The sequence below is a fragment of the Caulobacter sp. GW821-FHT11E10 genome, assembly GCF_058808375.1.
The window spans coordinates 132,623-153,406 of sequence record NZ_JBXARP010000004.1 but is presented as its reverse complement, the minus strand read 5'-3'; the positions used below and the strand labels follow the sequence as shown (position 1 = coordinate 153,406).

Here is a 20,784-nt window from a genome sequence, read left to right as displayed (position 1 = left end):
CGCGCCAGGCTCTGGCGTGCGAGGGATCGAATAGTCGGTTCCGCGGGTCCCCCTTGGCGCGGGCGTTTCGCCCGCGCCACCTTTTTCACGGGCGGGCAAGCGTGGCATGACGAGACGGCGCCTGCATTGAATCGGGCGGATCTTGGGAGGCGGTTATGCGGGCCAGCAGGTTACTCAGCGGCGCGGCGCTGGCATGGCTGATCGCCGGGGCGACGCTGGCCCAGACGCCGCCTTGGAATCTCGATCGTTCCGACGGTCGCTACACGAACCCGATCCTGCCTGGGGACTATTCCGACCCCGACGCGGTGCGGGTCGGCGACGCCTACTATCTGGCGAGCTCATCGTTCGCCAATACGCCGGGCCTGCCGATCTTGAAGTCCACCGATCTCGTGCACTGGACCTTGATCGGGCACGCGCTGACCGATGTGCGGCCCAAGGCGCATTTCGCGACGCCACGCCGAGGCGGGGGCGTCTGGGCGCCGGCCATCCGGCACCATGAGGGCCGCTTCTGGATCTACTATCCGGACCCGGATTTCGGAATCTTCGTGACGACCGCGACCGACCCGGCGGGACCCTGGACGGACCCGGTGCTGGTGGACGGCAGCAAGGGCGCGATAGACCCCGCTCCGTTCTGGGACGACGACGGGACTGGCTGGCTGGTCATGGGCTGGGCCAAGAGTCGCTCGGGGATCAACAACGTCATCACGCTCAAGCGTCTCAGCGCTGACGGTCAAAAGACGGTCGGCGAGCCGATCAACATCATCGAAGCCGACAAGATGCCGCCCGTCGCGACCTCGAACGGGGTCATGCCGTGGATGACCACCGAAGGGCCCAAGCTCTACAAGCGCAACGGCTGGTACTACGTCTTCGCGCCCAGCGGCAGCGTCAAGGGCGGCTGGCAGGGCGTGTTCCGCTCGCGCGCCATCACGGGACCCTACGAGGGGCGAAATGTCCTCGACCAGGGAAAGACCGACAGCAACGGACCGCATCAGGGGGCCTGGGTGACCACGCCGTCAGGAGAGGACTGGTTCCTGCACTTCCAGGACGCCGACTCCTACGGCCGCCGGGTCTGGCTGGAGCCGATGACCTGGCGCAAGGACTGGCCGGTCATCGGCCAGGACAAGGATGGCGACGGCCGTGGCGAGCCGGTCACGATCTGGCCGGCGCCCAAGGCCGGCGGCGGCGCGGTTCCGCCCAACATCACGGGTGACGACGAGTTCGATCGCGCGCCGTCGCTGGCCTGGCAATGGAACGCCAACGCCGCCGACGACTGGTCGAGCGCGACCGCCGCGCCCGGCCATCTGAGGCTCAAGTCGATTTCGTCGCCGGCCAATCTGTGGGAGGCGGGCGCGGTCCTGACGCAGAAGCTGCCCGGCGACCGCTTCGTGGCGACCGCCAGGCTCAACTTCCAACCCAAGGCGATCGGCGAGCGCGCGGGGCTGGTCATGCTGGGCTCCGACTATGCCTTCATCGGGCTGGAGAAGACCGAAGCCGGCATCCGCCTGGTTCGCGCCGATCGGCTCGACGCCGACAAGGGGAAGGCCGAGACGGTCGTGGTCGGGCTGGCGGAGGCGCCGGCCAACCTCGTGCTGCGCCTGTCCGCCACCCCGGTCACCGTGGCCGACCCGGCTCCAAACTTCGCGCCCTTCTGGCCCTCGATGCTGCGGTCGCGGCACGCCGAGGTGGTCTTCAGCTACAGCCTCGACGGCAAGACCTTCACGACGATCGGCGAGCCCTTCGTCAGCCGGCCCGGCCGCTGGGTCGGCGCCCAGGTCGGGGTCTTCGCCCAGGCGCCCTCCGGCACGCTGGCCAACACCGCCACGCGGATCGGCTGGACGGATGTCGACTGGTTCCGGTTCTCGGACGTCGGTCTCGACGCCGCCGGAACCCCGCGATGAGCGTCGATCACGACCTGCGCCTGGTCGCGCCGTTCAGTCCTTCGATCCTCAAGGCCACCTTGCCCGCCGACGTCGTCGAAGCCTTGAATGCGCGCGTTGACGCCATCGTCGCCGAGCGGGAAGAGGTGGAAGCGCGGGACTGGTCACAGCACCTGGCCGGGAATGTCAGCGCCGAGATCCGGATCACCGACATCATCCGCGAGACACCCGCCTTGCGCGACTTCCTCTTCGATGTGGCGCGCACCTTCAGCTACCGGTGCGAGAACGCGCTGCTGCACTATCCCAACTACGAAACCACCGAGGAACTGGCCGACAAGAAGCTCGAGATCGAGATCAAGGAAGGCTGGGTCAACGACATGGTCGCCGGTGACTACAACCCGGCTCATTTCCATCAGGGTTGCCTGTTCAGCAGCGTCGGGTTCCTGCGCCTGCCGCCCGGCTATGAGGCGGAGTTCCAGGCCGACAAGGCGCGGCAGAACACGGTCGGATGCCTTCAGTTCATCGACAGCCGCACGGCGGTTGGCGTGCGCAACCTGTTCGTGGTCAAGCCCGAGGTCGGCGCATTCTATCTGTGGCCGTCCTGGATGCTTCACTGCGTCTATCCGTTCCGAAGCCCCGGGGTTCGTCGCAGCTTCGCGGTGAACCTGGCCCTGGGGTGAGGGGTTAGGCGCCAGAACCGCTTGCCCACGGGCTCTCTAACTGCAAAACTGATATCGATAACATTTGGGAGGCGTTGGTGAATAGGAGCGAAGGCTTGAATCTGGATCGACGAGCCTTGCTGCTTGCCGGCGGCGCGGCGCTGACGCCAGTCGCCACGGCCGCCGCCGATGCTCGCGCGACGCACGTCGAGGCGATCTCTCCAGATGGGAGCTTGCGGGTCCAGGTCGACGCGGCCGGCCCGACCTGGTCGGTGCGCTGGAAAGACCGGGTGATCCTGGCGCCCAGCGTCCTGGGCCTGACCCTGGCCGACGGCCGGCGGGTGGGGCAGGGCGCGCGCGTGCTGAAGACCAGCGTCCGGAAGATCAAGGGAAGCTGGTCGCCCCCGTTCGGGATCCGCGATCGCTATGACCAGGCCTGCGCCGAAGCGACCTTGCAGCTGGCCGACCCGGCGAGCGGCGCGACCTTCTCGATCGTGGCGCGAGCCTATGATCACGGCTGCGCCATACGCTACGTGCTGAACGACGCGCCCGGGCGAGGCCTGACCCTGGCGGGAGAAGCCACCGCATTCAATCTCCCTCCCGAAACCGTGCTCTACGCTAGCCGGGACGAGGGCGAATACCAGATCACCTCGTCGGCAGGGCTCGCGCCGCCGCCGCATCCGGACCTGACCGGTAGCTCGGACGTCGGTCCATTCGCCGATGTTCCGGTGACGGCGCTGCTGAAGGGCGCCGCGGTGCTGATCGCCGAGTCCGACCGCCTCCACTATCCGCGCGCCATGCTCAAGCCGGGCGCCGAGGCGGACAGCCTGGGTATCCACCTCATGCGCTTCCCTGGACGCGCCACGGGCTATTCCGGTCCGGGCGACACGCCGCCGGAAACTACCTTCGTTTGGCCGGTCGGGCAAAGCACGCCCTGGCGCGTACTGATCGTCGCGCCCGACGAAGCCGGATTGCTGGAGCGCGCCGACCTCATTCCGACGCTGGCCAGCCCGAACCAGCTGGGCGACGTGCGGTGGGTGCGGCCGGGGCGGGCGGTGAGGGTCCGCAAACCCTACAGCACCGAGGGCGCGCTGAAGGTCCTGGACTTCGCGGTGACCCGCAAGCTCGAGTACATCGAGTTCGACGCCCATTGGTATGGCGACGGCACCGATCCCAGCGACGCCTCGCGCCCGATCCAGGGGCTCGACATGGTCGGGATCATCAAGGCCGCCAAGGCCCGGAATGTCGGCGTCATCCTGTATGTCGACCGCGTGCCGGTGATGCGTCAGCGCGACGAGATCCTGGCCGCCTACAAGGCCTGGGGCGTGGCTGGCGTCAAATTCGGTTTCGTCTGGGAAGGGCGCCAGAGCGACAACGACTTCATCTTCGATCTGGTGAAGGCTTGTGGGCGGCACGGCCTGCTGGTGAACCTGCACGACAACCTGCGACCGGCCGGCCTGGAGCGGACCCTGCCGAACTACCTGGCTCTGGAGGGCGTGCGCGGCAACGAGCAGTTCCCGACCGCGACCCACAATGTGACGCTGCCGTTCACGCGGGCCGTGGCCGGCCCAATCGACTACACGATCTGCTACGCCAATGACCGCAACCAGACGACCAACGCCCACCAGCTGGCCATGGCGGCGGTCTACTACAACCCGCTGACCTTCCTCTACTGGTACGACGCTCCGGAGAAGTACGCGACCAAGCCGTGGCCCGAGCTGGCCTGGTTCGACGCCTGCCCCACCACCTGGGACGAGACGCGGGTCCTGGCCGGCAAGATCGGCGAGTACGTCGTCGTGGCCCGTCGGCATGGCCAGCGCTGGTTCCTGGGCGCGATGACCAATGAGAAGGCCAGGACCCTGACGGTGTCCCTGTCGTTCCTGGGGCGCGGGAAGCGGCGCGCGACGATCTTCGCCGACGGGGGCGCCGGCCTCAAACCGGTCAAGACGCCGGTCGAGATCCGTCAAGCGGTCGTCGAGGCCAGCCAGACGCTGACGCTCGACCTCAAGCCCAGCGGAGGCCAGGCCATCCTTTTCGACGGAGCGGCCTAGTCCCTAGCAGTCGATCCCCGCGGTGCGCTGACCTCCAGGGCGCGGTTCGGCGCGAGGCGCGCCGCCTTGCCAAGCCCCGCCCTGTCTGGAAAGTTATCGATAACGATCGGGACTCGGATGGGGTATCCGGGGAGAGGCCGAGCAATCGGCCCTGGTCTTGGCGCGCGCCGAGTTTGTCGACGTCGCTGTGCGAGGAGCGCTTCAGGCACCTCGTCGCGAAGGATTGAGGAGCCAGATCTTGGCCAAGCGCACACCGACGAGCGGGCCTCAAGGACAGTTGGAAGGCGCGCGCGCCGTCACTGTCCACGATGTCGCTCGGCACGCCGGCGTCGCGTCGATGACCGTCTCTCGGGTCGTCAACGGAAACAGCTATGTCAGCTCCGCCATGCGCGAGCGGGTCGAGGCGGCGATCAAGGAGCTCAACTACACCCCCAACATCGCGGCGCGAAATACACGGGCTGGGGCCGCCGGGCCCCGGATCGGCGTTCTCTACAGCAACCCCAGCGCCTCGTATCTCAGCGAGGTCATGCTCGGCGGAATCGAACAGAGCTCGAAGATGGGCACCCAGCTCGTGCTTGAGCGCTCCACGGGCCTGGCCAGCCAAAAGGCGGCGGTGCGGCGACTGCTCGACCAAGGGGTCGACGGCGTCATCCTTCCGCCGCCGCTGTGTGACTCCCGTCCGACCATCAACATGCTGCACGCGGCGGGCGTGAAGGTGCTGGCCCTGGCGACGGCGAGGCCCATGCACGATGTCTCCTCGGTTCGCATCGACGACTATCAGGGCGCGGCGGCTCTTACCCGTCACTTGATCGAGCTGGGCCACCGCAGGATCGCCTTCATCAAGGGCGACCCTCAGCACACTCCCACGGAGCTGCGCTATGACGGTTTCGTCGACGCGATGACCGCCGCGTCCATCGCGGTCGATCCCGAACTGGTCGTGCAGGGCAAGTTCACCTATCGCTCGGGCCTCGCCGCCGCGGAGCTCCTCCTGGCGCGAAAGCGGCGGCCTACCGCGATCTTCGCCAGCAATGACGACATGGCCGCGGCCGCGCTCGCCGTCGCCCATGGTCTCCAGATCGCGGTTCCGACCGACCTGACCGTGGTCGGTTTCGACGATACGCCGATCGCCAGCACGGTCTGGCCCGAACTGACGACCGTCCATCAGCCGATTAGCGCCATGGGACGGGCGGCGGTGTCGTTGATCGTCGACGAGGTGAAGGCCGAGCGGGCAGGGGCTTCCCCGCCACCGACCCACCAACTGATGAAGTTCACTTTGATCAAGCGCGGTTCGTCAGGGCCCGCGCCCACCGGGACGCGCAAGGCGACACGCGGCGCCTGAACGACTTGCGGCCTTCGTGGTGAGAGGGGTTGCACGCCCGTTGTGATATCGATATCAATTCCGTAGGGCGTATGTCCCTCCTGCACTTTCTCGGATCAAACTACCTCCCCCATGCCGAGGCGGGGCGTCCGGCCGAGCCGACGCCCCGCGCCTTTGCGGGCGGTGGAAGGGTTCTGAGGGACGGGAAGGGCCGGTTCGCTCGCAAGAACAATAGGGTCGCTCGCGTCGGCCCAAGGGGAGAAGACCATGCGTCCTTCGCTGGCCATTGGCCGGGCCTGTTTCCTGGCCGTGTCCGCCACGCTCTGCCTGGGCGTCACGTCCGCCATGGCGGCGCAGAATGACGCCGCGACCAGCGAGCAGGCCGACCCGGATCTGCAGGTCTATCCGACGCCGGCCAAGCTGATCTACGCCATGCACAACGACGACTTCACGGTCCGTGTGCGGCGGCCGGGCGGGGTCTGGCGCGATCTCTACGAGTACAAGGTCACGATCGACCAGGACACCAAGCAGAACGCCTCCGTGGTCCAGTTCGATTTCCGGGGCGCGGTCGAGATCGCGGTCCAGAAGAACAACGGCGATTTCCGCAGGGTCGAAATCCGTCCCAAGCACAACGCGCTGACCCCCGTCGTGAAGGATGGCGTCGTGTTCTTCACGATCGACAAGCCCCAGAACCTGTCCGTCGAGTTCGACGGCGATCGCCTGCACAACCTGCATATCCTGGCGGGCGCGCCGATCGCGCCGCCGAAGCCGGGGCCGGATGTGACCGTCTACGGCCCGGGTCTGCACCTTCCTCCCGAAGGCCAGAAGTTCTTCCCGGTCGCCTCGAACCAGACGATCTACCTGGCGGGCGGGGCCGTATTGCAGGGCACGTTCCAGCCGACCAACGTCCAGAACGTTCGGATCCTGGGCCACGGCATGATCAAGGATCAGGCCGATCAGCTGGTGATCCTCAACTCGAAGAACGTGGTGGTCGAAGGCCCGATCTTCATGGCGCCCGTCCATGGGACGATCGCCTGCGCGAGCTCCAGCCGCGTGGCGATCCGGGACATCAAGACCTTCAGCGTCGGCGCCTGGTCCGATGGGGTGAACATCTTCGCCTGCCAGGACGTCGAGATCGACCGGGCCTTTATCCGCACCTCCGATGACAGCGTCGCCGTCTACGCCACGCGCAAGGACGGCGTGGGCGACACTCGTCGCGTGAAGGTGACGCGCTCGGTGTTCTGGCCGGACGTCGCCCACGCCATGTTCGTCGGCCTTCACGGCGACTCGGTGAAGCCCAATGTCATCGAGGATGTCAGCTTCGAGGATATCGACGTCCTCAGCCTGGACGAGGACGATCCGGAGTACGAGGGCGCGATGGCCGTCAGCGCCGGCGACACCAACGCGGTGCGGAACATTTCCTTCCGCGACATCCGGGTCGAGCGCATCGAAGAGGGCAAGCTTTTCAACGTGCGGGTCGTCTACAACGCCAAATACAACACCAGTCCCGGCAAGCTCATCGACGGCGTCTATTTCAAGGACATCAGCTATGCCGGAGAAGGCTTCGCCGCGCCTTCGATCATCAGCGGGTTGGCCGCCGACCGACCGGTCCGGAACGTCGTCTTCGACAATGTCATGATCGGCGATCGGAAGCTGACGGGCCCCGCCGCGGGCGTACTCGACATCGGCCCCCATGTGAGCGGCGTGACGTTTAAATAGCCCGGACCGGAGGCTCAGAAGCGTCGGGTGACGCCAAGCTGGACGATCGGAAAGTACCTGAAGTTCTTGGCGTCATCCTGGGCTTGGGCTTCCTCGGCTCGCAGTCTCGTCAGGAAATTGGCGTCGTTCGCTAGCGTGCCGCCGGAGGCCGCGAGCTTGACGTCCGGGCGCTTGCTGAACGAGACGCCGGCCATGGCGCGGAAGCCCCAGGCCTGATCGCCGGTGAAGGTGCTGTCGAAGCCCAGTCCCGCGAAAGGTTGGAAACTGGACAGCTTGGCCTCGCCGTCGAGGCGTCCGACCTGGGCCGGCGTGAAGGTCTGGCCGCCGATGTCGACGCTGGTGGTCGGCTGGGCGCTCAGATTGATCTTTCGTTTGCCGACATAGGCCCCGCCGGACAGGAAGAAGCTTCCGCCGCCCGGATGCACGTCGGCGAACAGGCCGCCGGTCATCAGCTTGGCTTTCCCATCATAGGCGATGTCCGAATAGGTCTCGTTGTGGCTGATGCTCAGCCCGTCGACCGCCCCGCGCAGCACGATCGCGTTCCCGACCTTGGCCGAGGCCTGGATCCCGATGCCCGGCGTGCCGACATTGACGCCGAACGACCCGGTCTGGGCGCTGGCGCCGGAGGCAAGCGCCAGGGCGCCCGCGAGACTTGCGGCGAACTTCATGAGATAACCCCCTAAGGTCTTGCGCGTGCCGGTGTCCGACCTGGTCTCGAAGCTAGGTCGCGGGCGCCTGCGCGGCCACTAGACCGAATGGGCTACAAGGTTCGCTCGAGATGGGGACATCCAGGCCCGGCATCGCTTGACGGCGAGGCACCGTGTGCGGATCGTCGTCGCGAGTGTGGGGGAACTCTTTAGTGTTCGATCCGGCGTTTCGGGACCAGGTTCTCGTCAATGAAGCGCGCACCGAGTTGAAGGGCAGCATCGCGGCATGGTTCGGCCTGGTGGCCGTCACCGCGTTCGTCGCCTTCGAATTCGCCGGGCGCACGGAACGCATCGGCTACCTCCTCTGGCTCGGCTCCATCTCGACCTGCCTGGTTGGCTGGCTCGTGGCGTGGGTTCGCTTCAAGGTCCGACCACCGACGGACCAGGCCATTCTCAAGCGATGGATTCCCGGCGCCAAGCTCGGCATGTCGCTATGCAACGCGGCGACCGCGGGCAGCGTCTGGGTCTTCATGCCGGCGTCCGAGCCCGAGCTGCGGGCGCTGCTGATCGTCCTCTACGCCTGGTTCCTGATCGTCCAGTTCGCGGCGGCGACCGAGGCGACCCAGGTGCTTCGAGTCGCGGTCATGCTGGTCCTGGGCTCCTTGACCGCCTGGCTCATCATCGAGCGACCGCCGCATTTCGAGAAGCTCATCCTGTTTCTGCCGCTGTTCGGAGCGACGTTGGTCGCGATCCGACGCTTCGTGCGCGAAGCCGTGGTGAAGGCGACCGCCGCCCAGGCCGCGGCTGACGCTTCGCGACGCGAGCTGGCGGAGGCGCTCGTAAATCTAGAGCGTGAGCGGGACGCGAAGACGCATTTCATCCGCGCCGCCTCGCACGACCTCCAGCAGCCGTTGCAGGCCGCGTCGCTATTTCTTGACCGGATAAGGCTCGGCGCAAGGACTGGCGGACAGGCGTCACTGGGCGGCGTCAAGCGCTCGTTGAGCTTGGCGCGCGAGCTGGTCGACGCGATGCTGCAGCACCTGAAGCTGGAGAGCGGCTCGGTGAGGCCCGATTTCGCCCGCTTCCGGGCCGGCGAACTGTTCGAACGGGTGATGCTGACCCAAGGGCCGGCGGCGGCCGCCGCGCATGTCCGTCTTTCCTTCGTCGGTCGGACTGTGACGCTCCATGCGGACGCGCAACTCCTGGCGCGCGCCGTGGAGAATCTAGTCGCCAACGCCATCCGGCATTCTGGAGGGCGGCGGGTCGTCATCGGCGCCCGCGCTCACGGCGACCACGTGACGATCTGGGTCGTGGACGACGGCCGCGGCCTCGCCCCAGGAGACCAGGCGCGCATCTTCCGTCCGTTCGAACAAGGCGGGCACGTGGGCGTGGCTGGCGGCTTCGGTCTGGGCCTCGCTTCCACCCTGGGCCTCGTCGACGCCATGGCCGGAACGTGCGGCGTGAAACCTGGCGTCACGCGCGGCGCGGCCTTCTACATCCGACTAGCGGCGGATCCCGCCGTGAACGAGGTGAAATGCGCGGCCTGATTTGCGACGATCATCCGCTCATGCGCGAAGCGCTGGTCGCGGCGATACAGGATCGGTGGCCCGACGTAACCCTGGACGAGGCCGGGGACTACCCGACGGCTTGGGCCAAGACCGACGCGCGGCCTGATTTCTGCCTCGTCGATCTCTCCATGCCCGGCGCCGAGCCGCTGGTCGGCATCAACGGCCTGCGCGCACGGATTCCAGACGCCGTGATGCTCGTGGTGACAGGGGTGGAAGACGCGACGCTGCTTGAGGCGGTGCAGGCGTGCGGTGTCGCGGGCGTCTATTCCAAGAACGCGGAGGCGGCCGTCCTCATGGAGGCGGTCCGAACGCGCATCCCGGGTCTACAGGCGCTGGAGGCCAAACGGCTGCCGCCCCGCCAGCAGCAGGTGCTTCAACTGCTTGCCGAGGGAATGACCAACAAGGAGATCGGTCGGCATCTCGGCATCTCCCCGGCCACGGTGAAGATCCACGTGGCGCGGCTGACGAGTTGGCTGGGCGCCGTCAACCGGACCGATGCGGTCGTACGGGCCAAGGGCGCGCGGATCATCTGACCCGCCCCGGAGCGCGTCGTGACGGCCAGGCCTAGCGCCCGAGGCGTTCGGCGTGGCGCTTGAGGCTCCGGGTCATGTGCAGGCGGGCGGCGGCCGCGGCGGCCTTGGGGTCACTCTTCTCGACCGCCTTATAGATCGCCTCGTGCTCCTTCCAGATGCCGCGCAGATAGTCGCGGTGAGCCGTCTCGTCGCGCCCGGCCAGATAGACCGTGCGCGGCGGCACCAGGCGCACGCCCAGAAAGTCGATGAAGCGCTCGAAGTACTGATTGCCCGTGGCGCGGGCGAGGGACCGGTGGAAGGCGACGTCGGCGTCGACGGTTTCGTCGACGGCAGGGGCCTCGGGTGACATCGCCATGAGATAGTCGTGCAGCGCCTCAAGATCGGCGGGGCTGCGGCGCTCGGCCGCCAGGGCGGCCATCTCGGCCTCGATGGCCACGCGCATCTCCAGCAGCTTCATCACGTCCTCGAGGGCCGACAGCTCATCGGGGGTGACTTGGAAGGCCTCATAGCGCGGTCCTTCTGCGACGAAGACGCCGGAGCCCTGCTTGGGCACCGTCAGCCCATGGGCGGTGAGCCGAGCCACGGCCTCGCGCACGACCGTGCGGCTGACCGCGAGTTCGGCCGACAACACCTTCTCGGTCGGCAGCCGTTCGCCTGGCACGAGCCGGCCGCTGCGGATCTGGCCCGCGAAGTCGTCGAAGATCTCATCGACGAGCGAACGTCGGCGGGCGACGGCCATGAAGACTCCTTACTGTTGCGAAGAGTCTAGAGCTTGGCCCGACCCGCTTCAATCAGCTTAAGCGCCCGGGGGCTCGACGTCGGTCAAAATTCATCATATGACCGGGTCACATAATAAATAACGGCGTGTGCCGAAGGAGGGGAAACTACGATGCGAGGGCGCCAGAGGCGCGCTCGCGGCGCTGCGAGGTAAGGACCGCCGCGCCCACCAAGCCCAACCCAGAACGAGCCTGGCGTCCCAGCCAGCACGACCCCCGCGCAGGGGCCGCGAGTGGAGCGGTTTGTCGAAGTTTCGGAGCGGTAAGGGCTCCGTACCTGGGAGGAATACCATCGTGAGCTATCGTCAACGCCCGTTTGGGCGATCGCGTCGTCGTGCCTTGTTGTCGGCCAGCGCGTTCTGCGCCGTCATCGGATTGGGCGCGCCGGCCCTGGCCCAAAGCGGCCCTCAAAGCACCGGCAAGGCCGACTCCACCGAGGTCGGCGAAGTCGTCGTCACCGGCTTCCGCAACAGCCTCGCCAAGGCGTTGAACACCAAGCGTGAAAGCTCGGTGGCCGTCGACGCCATCCTGGCCGAGGACATCGGCAAGTTCCCCGACCTCAATCTGTCCGAGTCGATCCAGCGCATTCCGGGCGTGGCCCTGGCGCGCGATGGCGGCGAAGGGCGGCAGATCGCGGTGCGCGGCCTGGGCGCAACCTTCACCCGCGTGCGGATCAACGGCATGGAGGCCCTGGCCAGCACCGGCGGGGCCGACAGCTCGGGCGGCGCCAACCGCAGCCGCTCGTTCGACTTCAACGTCTTCGCCTCGGATCTCTTCAGCTCGATCAAGGTGGCCAAGACCGCCGAGGCGGCGCAGGAGGAAGGCTCACTGGGCGCCACGGTCGATCTGCAGGCGGGCCGGCCGTTCGACACCAGCGCCGACTTCCGCTTCGCCGCCTCGGCCCAGGCCTCCTACAACGACCTGTCGCGCAAGACCGGTCCGCGCCTGGCCGGCCTGATCTCCAAGACCTTCATGGACGGCAAGCTGGGCGTGCTGGTTTCCGGCGCCTATTCGCAGCGCGACACCATTGAGGAAGGCTCCAGCACCGTTCGTTGGGGCAGCAACATCGGCAACTTCAATCCGGGCTTCGAGTCCGCCCCGGTGGGTGGCCCGACCCTGGCCCAGTTGAACAACGCCTTCCACCCGCGCTTCCCGCGCTACGACCACTTCGACAACCACGGTGAGCGGATCGGCCTGACTGGCTCGATCCAGTGGAAGCCCAGCGACAAGACGCTGGTTTCGCTGGACGCTCTCTATGCCGACTTCAAGGCGACGCGCCGCGAGTACTATCTCGAAGCGCCGTCCTTCAGCACCGGCGGGGCGTGCACCGCGGCCAACAAGGCCACCAACTGCGGCGTCGCCGACTTCAACGTCGTCTCGGCCACGATCGACAGCAACAACGTGCTGACCAAGGGCGTTTTCAACGACGTCGACCTGCGGATGGAGCACCGCTTCGACCGGTTGGACACCAAGTTCAAGCAGGTGACCCTGCAGGTCGATCATGAGTTCAGCGACAAGCTGAGCGCCGCGATGCACCTGGGCCACTCGAGCTCGTTCCACGACAACCCATTCCAGTCGACCCTGACCTTCGACAAGTTCAACATCCAGGGCTACGGCTATGACTATACGGACAATCGCCACCCGGCCCTGACCTATGGAACGGTGGATCTGACCGATCCGTCGGGCTGGGTCCTGCGCGAGCTGCGGGCCCGTCAGATCACGGCGGGCAACAAGTACGACAGCGCCAAGGTCTCGGCGAAATACGCCTGGTCCGACGGACTGAAGTTCAGCGCCGGCCTCGACTACAAGAAGTACAAGTTCATCACGACGGAGCTCCGCCGTGTTGACGCCGCCGGCTCGACGGCCAATGTCGAGGTGTTCACGGCCGCTCAGGTGGCGCAGCTGAACGCCATCGCGCCCCTGTCCTCGTACAGCATGATCGCCAAGCTGAACGGCAAGGGCCTGGGCATCCCGGCCGGAACGCCGAAGGCCTGGGTCATTCCGGACCTGATGAAGGCCTACACGCTGTTCAACATCAACGACCAGACCGCCCTGGGCGGGCTGTTCAAGATGGGGACCGCGCCCGCCCTGACCAACAACAAGGGCGTGGTCGAGGAGGACAAGGGCGCCTTCCTGCAGGCCGACTTCCGCACCGACGCCCTGGGCATTCCGGTGCGCGGCAATGTCGGTGTGCGCTATGTGCAGACACAGCAGCAGTCGTCGGGCTACGCCTATGTCGGCGGCCAAGTGACGCCGATCACGGCCGAGCGGAAATATTCCGACACCCTGCCCAGCCTGAACCTGGTGGCAGAGCCGACCGAGAGTCTGCTGATCCGCTTCGGCGCCAGCAAGGTGATGGCGCGGCCTGAACTGGTGAACATCTCGCCAGGGGCCAGCTTCAACGTCGCCGGCTCGACCCGTTCGGTGACGGCCGGCAACCCGAGTCTCGACCCGATCCGGGCCACGAACTACGACCTGGCGGCGGAGTGGTACTTCCAGCCCGGCTCGCTGCTGTCGGTGGCCCTGTTCAAGAAGAAGATCTCCAGCTTCGTCCAGGTCGTGACCACCAACCAGCCCTATCAGGGCAATCCGTTCGGCCTGCCCGACAGCGCGGCGCTCGCCGCGTGCGGCAACCAGACGACGGACTGCAATGTCACCACCACGACCTGGGCCTTCGCGGCCCCGACATCGACGCCGGGCGGCGACCTGAAGGGCTTCGAGGTCAACTACCAGCAGGCGTTCAAATTCCTGCCGGGGTTGCTGGGCAATACGGGGGTGCTGCTGAACTACACCAGCGTAATGGCCAAGGTGAACTACGTGAACGGGGCGGGGGTGACGGTCGCGCGCCAGAACCTGACCAACCTCTCGCCGCACTCGTACAACGCCACGCTCTACTACGAGGACAGCCGGATCAGCACCCGGGTCTCGGCCGCCTGGCGCAGCCGCTACCTGACCGCCGTGCCCGGCGCCGACAACACAGCCGTCACGCCGATCCCGTTCCAGGGCACGAACGAGACGCTGAACGTCGACGCCTCGCTGCAGTACACGATCAACCCGCGCTTGAAGCTGTCGATCGAGGGCATCAACCTCACCGATCAGTTCCAGGACCAGTTCATCGGGCCGCAGAACATGGAGTCCGTCTACCACCACACCGGCCGCGAGTTCGTGGTCGGGGTCCGGTACACGTTCTAGCCCTGTAGGAAACCTCTCAAGGGCGTCGTGGTCCTCCCCGCGACGCCCGCTTTTTCCGCGCCCGTTAGGATCATCGTCCGGGTGCGCGAACTGTCGCCAAGGGTTCACGTTTGCGCGCTAGGTCGGCGGTTTCGGTTTCAGTCGCCGCTTGAGTTCCCGATGAAGACGCGTTCCTCGCTGCTGTTCTTGCTCGCCGCCGCCGTCGTCGCGATGGGCTCACCCGCGGTCGCCGCGTCGCTCGGTCGCCTGCCCCTCAAGCAGAGCGGCGGCGCATGGCCCTCGGGCCATGTCCAAGGCGTCGCCATCGATGTGCGGGGCGGCTACATCTACTACTCGTTCACCAACCTGCTGGCGAAATACGACTTCGAGGGAAACCTGGTCGGGACCCTGGTTGGCTGGACGGGGCACCTTGGCGACCTGGATTTCAATCCGGACGACGGCAAGGTGTATGGCTCCCTCGAGTACAAGAAGGACAAAGCCTTCTACATCGCGGTGATCGACGTGGCGCTGCTCGATCGCGTGGATGTCGAGGCCAGCAAGTCGGACATCTTCCGCACCGTCTATCTGTCCGAGGTCGCGAGCGACTACACCGCCGACGTCAATGGCGACGGCCAGTTCGAGGGGGATGACGGCAAGTTCCGGAACGACGTCGCGGCCTCGCCGGATCATCGCTACGGGTGCTCCGGCATCGACGGCGTCAGTTTCGGTCCGGCCTTTGGGCGGACCGATGGGCCGCGCTACCTGACCGTCGCCTATGGGATTTATGGCAATGTCGAACGTGCTGACAACGACCATCAGGTCCTGCTGCAGTACGACATCAGCGACTGGGCGCGCTACGCCAGCCCGCTGACCGAGGCCGCGCCGCACCACAACGGTCCGGCAGCCCCGCGCGGTAAGTATTTCGTCCGCACGGGCAACACCCATTACGGCGTGCAGAACCTGGCCTATGACGAGGCTCAGCGGCGTTGGCTCCTGGGTGTCTACTCGGGCAAGAAGCCGGCCTTTCCAAACTATCGGCTGTTCGCCGTCGAGGCGCGCGACAAGCCAAAGCTGACCGACCTCGTCGGCGTGCCCGACGCCGGAGGCGAAGGGTGGGAGAGGGGGCAGCTGCTTCCCTTGGCGGATGACGGCCTGAAGGATGCCGCCACCGGCGTCCGGGGTTGGAACCAGAAGGCCGATGTCGGCCTCCAACCCGTCGGTCACGGGCTCTTCTACCTGGTCGAGAACGGCAAGCGCGAAGGCCTGCAGACCGGTGACCTGGCGCTCATGCGCTGGACCGGGGATACGCGAGCGCCGTTCGCGCCGGCGAGCGCAGAGGATCTGCGCGGCCTCGCCCATTAATCGGAAGGGCCCGCGACCCAGGGCCTGACTGTCACAAATGACGGCTAGGCAGGTCCGCAAGCGTCGGCGGCGGCGCGATGTCCAACCAGCGGGTCAGAGATGAGCGGCGTCGACAGGGAAAGGCAGCTTTGGTTCCTGCGAAACATCCTTCCGCACGAACCCGCGCTCAGGGGCTGGCTCTCGCGGAGCACCTCGTCGGGCGTTGAACCCGACGACGTGATCCAGGAGGCCTATACGATCCTGGCCGAGCTGGAGAGCGTGGAGGGCATTCGCCATCCGCGCGCCTATCTGTTCCAGGTCGCGCGCTCGATCGTGGTGCGGCACGTGCGACGGGCTCGCATCGTCTCGATCAACGCCGTCGATGATCTCGAGCGGCTCGAACATGCCGACGAGGGGGCTTCCCCCGAGCAATACGCGATCGACCGTGATGAGTTGCGCCATGTCGCCCGGGCGATCGCGGCGATGCCGGCCAAGACCCGGCAGGCCTTCATCCTGCGAAGAGTTCGAAGTTTGTCGCAACGCGAGGTCGCCGCCCGGATGCGCATATCCGAAAATACGGTCGAAACCCACATCTCCCGAGGCGTCCTTTTCTTGATTGATTGGTTCGGTCGTGGCGGAAACAAGCGGTCCCAAACCTCTAGGAAGACGGAAGCAGAGATTGCCGCGCTAGATGCCCGAACGAGAATCCAGTCGAGACATTGATCAGGCGGCGTCCATCTGGACGGCGCGGCTGGACCGTGGGCCCCTGGCGCCGGAGGCGGAAGAGGCGCTTCAAGCCTGGCTGAAGGGGGATCCACGTCGGAAGGGCGCGTTGCTGCGCGCCCAGGCGCTGGCGATGATGAGCGAGTCCGCCCAGGCGCTGGGCCTCGATTTCGACCCGACCGCCTTCCAAGAGCCAAAGCGTGCGTTCGTGGGCCTGTCGCGCCGGCAGGCGCTGACCTGGGCGGGCGGCGGCGCAGCCACGGCCATCGTGGCGGCCCTCGGAGTCGGCGTGTCGACGGCCGGCGCCGTGACCAGCACGGGTCGCGGGGAGATCCGCCTGGCGCCGCTCAAGGACGGCTCGACCGTCCTGCTGAATACGGAAAGCAGCATCCGTGTCCGCTACGATCGGGGCGAGCGCCTCGTCACTCTGCTGAAGGGCGAGGCCTATTTCTCGGTGGCGCGCGACGAGGGGCGGCCCTTTGTCGTCGAGGTAGATGGCCGCCGGCTGCGAACGACGCAGGCGGGCTTTAGGGTTCGCAAGCTGGACGCCGTTCCCGTCGACATTCTGGTGCAGTGGGGGCGGATCGACATCGCCGCCCCGAACGCCAGGAGCTTCACCAAGGTCGTGGCGCTCTCCGCCAATACGCGACTGGCCTTGGCGGGGGCTGTCGAACGTCCGCGGCCCGTCGGGCCGGACGCCGTCACGCGCGACCTGGCCTGGCGCGAAGGCAAGCTGGCCTTCGAGGGCGAGACGCTGAAACAGGCGGCGGAGGCCTTCGCGCGCTACAGCGACACTCGGATCGAGGTCCCTGACGCGGCCTTGGCGCGCGAGCCCGTGACCGGCCTCTTCGCCGCCAATGACCCGGTGGGGTTCAGCCACGCCGTCGCGCGCGTGTTCGACGCTAGGCTCGAGCAGCGTGGCGACGAGGTCATCCTGACCCGGGCCGCGACGACGCCGCACCAATAAAGTTTTGTGACTGATAGCGGAACCAATCGGCCGACGGCTCTCAACCGTGAACGTCGCGACTGAGCGACGATTGGGGTTCGTCAGCCAATGTATTCTCGCCATTCCATCCTCGCCTGTGGCGCCTCCATAGCCGTGCTCGCGATCGCCGCGCCGGCCCTCGCGCAGGAACGTGTCTTCGACATTCCGGCCCAATCGGCCGTTCGCGCCATTCCCGAACTGGCCCGCCAAGGGCAGGTGCAAATCGTGGCCCCGGCTCGAAACCTGGAAGGCGTCCAGACCCAGGCGGTGAAGGGCACGATGGACGTTCGGACCGCGCTGCGTCGCCTGATTGCAGGCACGCCGCTACAGATCGACTCCGATGACGGCCAGGTGATCACGCTGCGGTCGTCGGCCTCGAACCTGGCGCGGCCCCAAGCCGGCGTTGGCGCGGGCGTCGTACGCGGGCGGATCTTCAACACCGCGACCAACGAGTTCGTGCGTAACGCCGAGATCCGTGCCGAGGGCACGAAGATCGTCGTCTATTCCGAAGACGGCGGCGACTTTCGACTGACCGGTGTGCCGGCCGGCGACGTCACCGTCATCGTCAAATACACCGGCCTGCAGGAGTCGCGGCAGGTCGTGACGGTCGCTCCGGGCCAGGTGGCGACGGTCGAGTTTTCGCTGCAGGCTCCGTCCTATGCGGCCTCGGCGGATGGCGTCGAGGCGGTGACGATCACCGCCAAGCGCGAGGGCCAAGCCAGCGCCATCATGGAGCGTCGCGCCTCGACGAATGCCAAGAACGTCGTCGCCGCCGACAACTTCGGCGCCCTCACCATGGGCGACGTGGGCGAGTTCATGAAGAACATGCCGGGCATCTCGCTCGACTATACCGAGGTGGACGCCACAGCGGTCCGCATCGGCGGTCTGGATCCGAAATACTCGACCTTCACCACCGACGGCGCACGCATGGCGACGGCCACATCCAACAACAACAATGGCCGCCAGAACTCGTTCGAGCAGATGTCGATCACCGGCGTCGACTCGATCGAACTGAACAACACGCTGCAGGCCAGCATGGACGCCGACTCCCCCGGCGGCGCGATCAACCTGCGCAGCAAGTACGCCTTCCAGCGCAACAGCCGCCTGCTGCGCTTCCAGTTCGGCGGCGTCGGAACCTCGGATTCCGGCTTCTCGAAAGCCTACATGCCGGACGACAAGAAGCACGCCCGGATCTTCCCCTCGGCCCAGATCGGCTATGCCGACGTCTTCCTGGACGGTCGTCTCGGGATCGCGTTCAACGCCAGCTACAACGCCAACTACGTCCAGCAGGACCGTATCCAGACCGACTGGTCCTATCTCGCCAGCGGCCGGGTCATCCCGTACCAGGTGATGTGGCGCCCGGGTCCGAAGCTGACGAGCCGTAAGGCCGCCAATCTCAGCGTGGACTACAAGATCACCGACCAGCTGGCGCTGTCCTTGCGCAGCACCTACTCGTTCTATGACGTCGAGTATTTCAACCAATATACCTACCTGATCTTCGGCACGACGACGGCCTCGCAGACCACGGCCGACTCCACGCCGACCCACATCGTCGTCAACCCGAACGGGACCAATACCCGCCTGCACACCCAGTATTCGCACCGCTACGCGGGCACGCCTTCTTGGCTGTTCGCGCCGAAGCTCGAATACCGCGGCGACACCTGGGAGGCCGTGCTGCGCGGCAGCTATTCCAGCTCGGAGTTCAATTTCCGGGACAACAGCAAGGGCTTCTTTCAGCGGACGGACGACTACCTGACCCGCATCGGCTTCACGCTGGACCGCGCGTCGGAGGACTCCAACGAATGGACGCTGAAACAGACCGCCGGCCGCTCGTGGAGCGATCCGACCAGCTTCAATCGCGACGACGACATCGGCAACAACATCCGCACGTCCGAGTCCGACGCCGCCAACCAGATGTATGGTCTGAATTTCGACCTGAAGAAGAAGCTCGACCTTGGCGCCGTTCAGCTCAAGGTGCTGGCCGGCGCGACCTACCGGACCAACGTCTGGAAGACCAATGAAGGCTCGTTCCAGCAGTTCCAGTACGTCGGCCCCACGGGCGACCTGACCCAGAAGGCTCCCGAGGCGGTCATCCCCTGGACCAAGGGCTACCAGTTCCAGATCCACGGCTTCGACGCCGGCGATATGAACGACCAGCATTGGCGCGCCGACAGCAACTACGCGACCTACGACATCTACCGGGCGCATCCTGAGTACTTTGTCGCCGACACGGTCGGTAACCTGAAGCGCCGGCTCGACAACAACAAGAAGGTCGGCGAGACGGTCAACGCCGCCTATTTCGAGATCCAGCCGCGCGTCGGCAAGGCCCAGTTCGACCTCGGCCTACGCTATGAGAAGACCGAAACCGACGCCAGGGTCGCGGACATCCGGCCTGCCAAGGAAGTGACCGCCGCGGGTCTGTCGACCAGCACCGTCGCCGGTCTGCTCTATCAGTACCGCTTCGGAACCTATACGACCCGCCACGGCGAGTACGACGACTGGTTCCTCAGCGGCGGGGCCAAGTATGACTTCACCAAGAAGCTGGTCGGTCAGCTGGCCTTCAGCCAGTCGATCCTGCGTCCCGACTACGGCAATCTGGGCGGGGTGGTCGCGGTCGACGACAACAGTCTGTTCGTCACCGTGCCGAACCCCCTGCTGAAGCCCGAGCACTCGACCAAGTACTATGCCGGCCTGCAGTATTTCCTCGAACCGTCGGGCGTGATCGGCCTTTCGGTCTACAAGCTCGACGTGAAGGACATGCAGGTGACGGGGATCACGGTCGATCCCGAAGACGTCGGCTATAACCCCGGCGACTATGCCGGCTACACTTTCCGCAGCGCTCAGAACCTGCCGGGGACCAACACCAACAAGGGCGTCACCCTCGAATACGACCAGCAGCTGACCTTCCTGCCCGGCGCGCTGCGGGGCCTCGGTCTGCGGGGCTCGATCACCAAGATCGACGCCAATGGCGAGCGCGTGAACATGCCCAAGACGGCGGCCAATTGGGGCGTTCGCTACAGCTACGGCAAGTTCGACTTTCAGCTGACCGGCAACGCGCAGGGCAAGTATCGCACCAGCGCCCTGAGCAACACGCCCACGACCGCCAACAACGGCATCCTTTATCACGCGCCGCGCGAGCTCTGGAACGTCAGCGCCAGCTACAAGCTCGGCAAGCGGTTCGAGGTCATGCTGGCCGGGCGCAACATCTTCAACGCGCCGGACGTCATCTACTCGAACGTCCGCACCCGGGTGCAGCAGTACAGCATCTACGGCTCGATGTGGAACATCGGCGTCAAGGGCACCTTCTAGGCCATCCCCCCGACTGCGGCCGCGTCGTTCCGGCGACGCGGCCGTGTTTTTCCGGCCTCCCGTCGAGCGCATCGCCTCCGGGAGCGTGATCTCAATCATCGCGGAGT

At 66.3% G+C, this 20,784-nt stretch carries 14 protein-coding genes; 12 read left to right on the top strand and 2 right to left on the bottom strand.

The features are described 5' to 3' along the window. Positions 1-155 precede the first annotated feature (155 nt). The 5 genes from AC1RRV_RS09490 (at position 156) to AC1RRV_RS09470 (ending at position 7,624) form a co-directional block, all read left to right on the top strand. Positions 156-1,898: a glycoside hydrolase family 43 protein gene (locus AC1RRV_RS09490; protein ID WP_492859374.1), complete on the top strand. Its 1,743-nt coding sequence runs from the start codon at positions 156-158 to the stop codon at positions 1,896-1,898. Continuing rightward, positions 1,895-2,557 (top strand): putative 2OG-Fe(II) oxygenase, encoded by a 663-nt coding sequence (locus tag AC1RRV_RS09485; protein WP_492859373.1) that lies wholly within the window; start codon positions 1,895-1,897, stop codon positions 2,555-2,557. The genes AC1RRV_RS09490 and AC1RRV_RS09485 overlap by 4 nt, the downstream gene beginning before the upstream one ends. Before the next feature lie 95 nt (positions 2,558-2,652). Further along, complete coding sequence (locus AC1RRV_RS09480; RefSeq protein ID WP_492859372.1) at positions 2,653-4,587, top strand: glycoside hydrolase family 97 protein; 1,935 nt, start codon at positions 2,653-2,655, stop codon at positions 4,585-4,587. Between the two features lie 238 nt (positions 4,588-4,825). Beyond that, complete coding sequence (locus tag AC1RRV_RS09475; RefSeq protein ID WP_492859371.1) at positions 4,826-5,926, top strand: LacI family DNA-binding transcriptional regulator; 1,101 nt, start codon at positions 4,826-4,828, stop codon at positions 5,924-5,926. A 246-nt stretch (positions 5,927-6,172) separates the two neighbouring features. Beyond that, entirely contained in the window at positions 6,173-7,624 is a 1,452-nt protein-coding gene (locus AC1RRV_RS09470) for a glycosyl hydrolase family 28 protein (RefSeq protein ID WP_492859370.1), read from the top strand. Between the two features lie 14 nt (positions 7,625-7,638). On the opposite strand, the gene AC1RRV_RS09465 is transcribed toward AC1RRV_RS09470, so the two are convergent. Further along, positions 7,639-8,292 carry a hypothetical protein gene (locus tag AC1RRV_RS09465; RefSeq protein WP_492859369.1) on the bottom strand — a complete coding sequence of 218 codons (654 nt, stop codon included), beginning with the start codon at positions 8,290-8,292 and terminating at the stop codon, positions 7,639-7,641. Positions 8,293-8,483: 191 nt separating this feature from the next. Between AC1RRV_RS09465 and AC1RRV_RS09460 the strand changes: the two genes are divergently transcribed. Next, the gene (locus tag AC1RRV_RS09460; protein ID WP_492859368.1) at positions 8,484-9,818 is read left to right on the top strand and encodes a sensor histidine kinase; all 1,335 of its coding nucleotides are present in this window, start codon (positions 8,484-8,486) and stop codon (positions 9,816-9,818) included. Next, on the top strand, positions 9,806-10,372 hold the full coding sequence (locus AC1RRV_RS09455; RefSeq protein ID WP_492859367.1) for a response regulator transcription factor: 567 nt from the start codon (positions 9,806-9,808) through the stop codon (positions 10,370-10,372). Before AC1RRV_RS09460 ends, AC1RRV_RS09455 begins: the two co-directional genes overlap by 13 nt. A gap of 31 nt (positions 10,373-10,403) precedes the next feature. On the opposite strand, the gene AC1RRV_RS09450 is transcribed toward AC1RRV_RS09455, so the two are convergent. After that, positions 10,404-11,111, bottom strand: coding sequence for a FadR/GntR family transcriptional regulator (locus AC1RRV_RS09450; RefSeq protein ID WP_492859366.1), 708 nt, complete (start codon positions 11,109-11,111; stop codon positions 10,404-10,406). A 379-nt stretch (positions 11,112-11,490) separates the two neighbouring features. On the opposite strand from AC1RRV_RS09450, the gene AC1RRV_RS09445 reads away from it, so the two are divergent. The 5 genes from AC1RRV_RS09445 to AC1RRV_RS09425 all read left to right on the top strand — a co-directional run bounded on the left by AC1RRV_RS09445 (position 11,491) and on the right by AC1RRV_RS09425 (position 20,677). Continuing rightward, positions 11,491-14,340 carry a TonB-dependent receptor gene (locus AC1RRV_RS09445; RefSeq protein ID WP_492859365.1) on the top strand — a complete coding sequence of 950 codons (2,850 nt, stop codon included), beginning with the start codon at positions 11,491-11,493 and terminating at the stop codon, positions 14,338-14,340. Between the two features lie 159 nt (positions 14,341-14,499). Further along, positions 14,500-15,681, top strand: a complete 1,182-nt coding sequence (locus AC1RRV_RS09440; protein ID WP_492859364.1) for a hypothetical protein — start codon at positions 14,500-14,502, stop codon at positions 15,679-15,681. Positions 15,682-15,780: 99 nt separating this feature from the next. Then, a complete protein-coding gene (locus AC1RRV_RS09435) occupies positions 15,781-16,383 on the top strand; it encodes an RNA polymerase sigma factor (protein WP_492859363.1) in 603 nt (200 codons plus the stop codon). Beyond that, the gene (locus tag AC1RRV_RS09430; protein ID WP_492859362.1) at positions 16,352-17,350 is read left to right on the top strand and encodes a FecR family protein; all 999 of its coding nucleotides are present in this window, start codon (positions 16,352-16,354) and stop codon (positions 17,348-17,350) included. The genes AC1RRV_RS09435 and AC1RRV_RS09430 overlap by 32 nt, the downstream gene beginning before the upstream one ends. A gap of 132 nt (positions 17,351-17,482) precedes the next feature. Then, the gene (locus AC1RRV_RS09425; protein WP_492859361.1) at positions 17,483-20,677 is read left to right on the top strand and encodes a TonB-dependent receptor domain-containing protein; all 3,195 of its coding nucleotides are present in this window, start codon (positions 17,483-17,485) and stop codon (positions 20,675-20,677) included. Positions 20,678-20,784: the final 107 nt, after the last annotated feature.

Coding starts and splice junctions, on each gene's coding strand:
- AC1RRV_RS09490 (WP_492859374.1), top strand. CDS start 156: ATGCGGGCCAGCAGGTTACTCAGCGGCGCGGCGCTGGCATGGCTGATC.
- AC1RRV_RS09485 (WP_492859373.1), top strand. CDS start 1,895: ATGAGCGTCGATCACGACCTGCGCCTGGTCGCGCCGTTCAGTCCTTCG.
- AC1RRV_RS09470 (WP_492859370.1), top strand. CDS start 6,173: ATGCGTCCTTCGCTGGCCATTGGCCGGGCCTGTTTCCTGGCCGTGTCC.
- AC1RRV_RS09465 (WP_492859369.1), bottom strand. CDS start 8,292: ATGAAGTTCGCCGCAAGTCTCGCGGGCGCCCTGGCGCTTGCCTCCGGC.
- AC1RRV_RS09455 (WP_492859367.1), top strand. CDS start 9,806: ATGCGCGGCCTGATTTGCGACGATCATCCGCTCATGCGCGAAGCGCTG.
- AC1RRV_RS09450 (WP_492859366.1), bottom strand. CDS start 11,111: ATGGCCGTCGCCCGCCGACGTTCGCTCGTCGATGAGATCTTCGACGAC.
- AC1RRV_RS09440 (WP_492859364.1), top strand. CDS start 14,500: ATGAAGACGCGTTCCTCGCTGCTGTTCTTGCTCGCCGCCGCCGTCGTC.
- AC1RRV_RS09435 (WP_492859363.1), top strand. CDS start 15,781: ATGAGCGGCGTCGACAGGGAAAGGCAGCTTTGGTTCCTGCGAAACATC.
- AC1RRV_RS09430 (WP_492859362.1), top strand. CDS start 16,352: ATGCCCGAACGAGAATCCAGTCGAGACATTGATCAGGCGGCGTCCATC.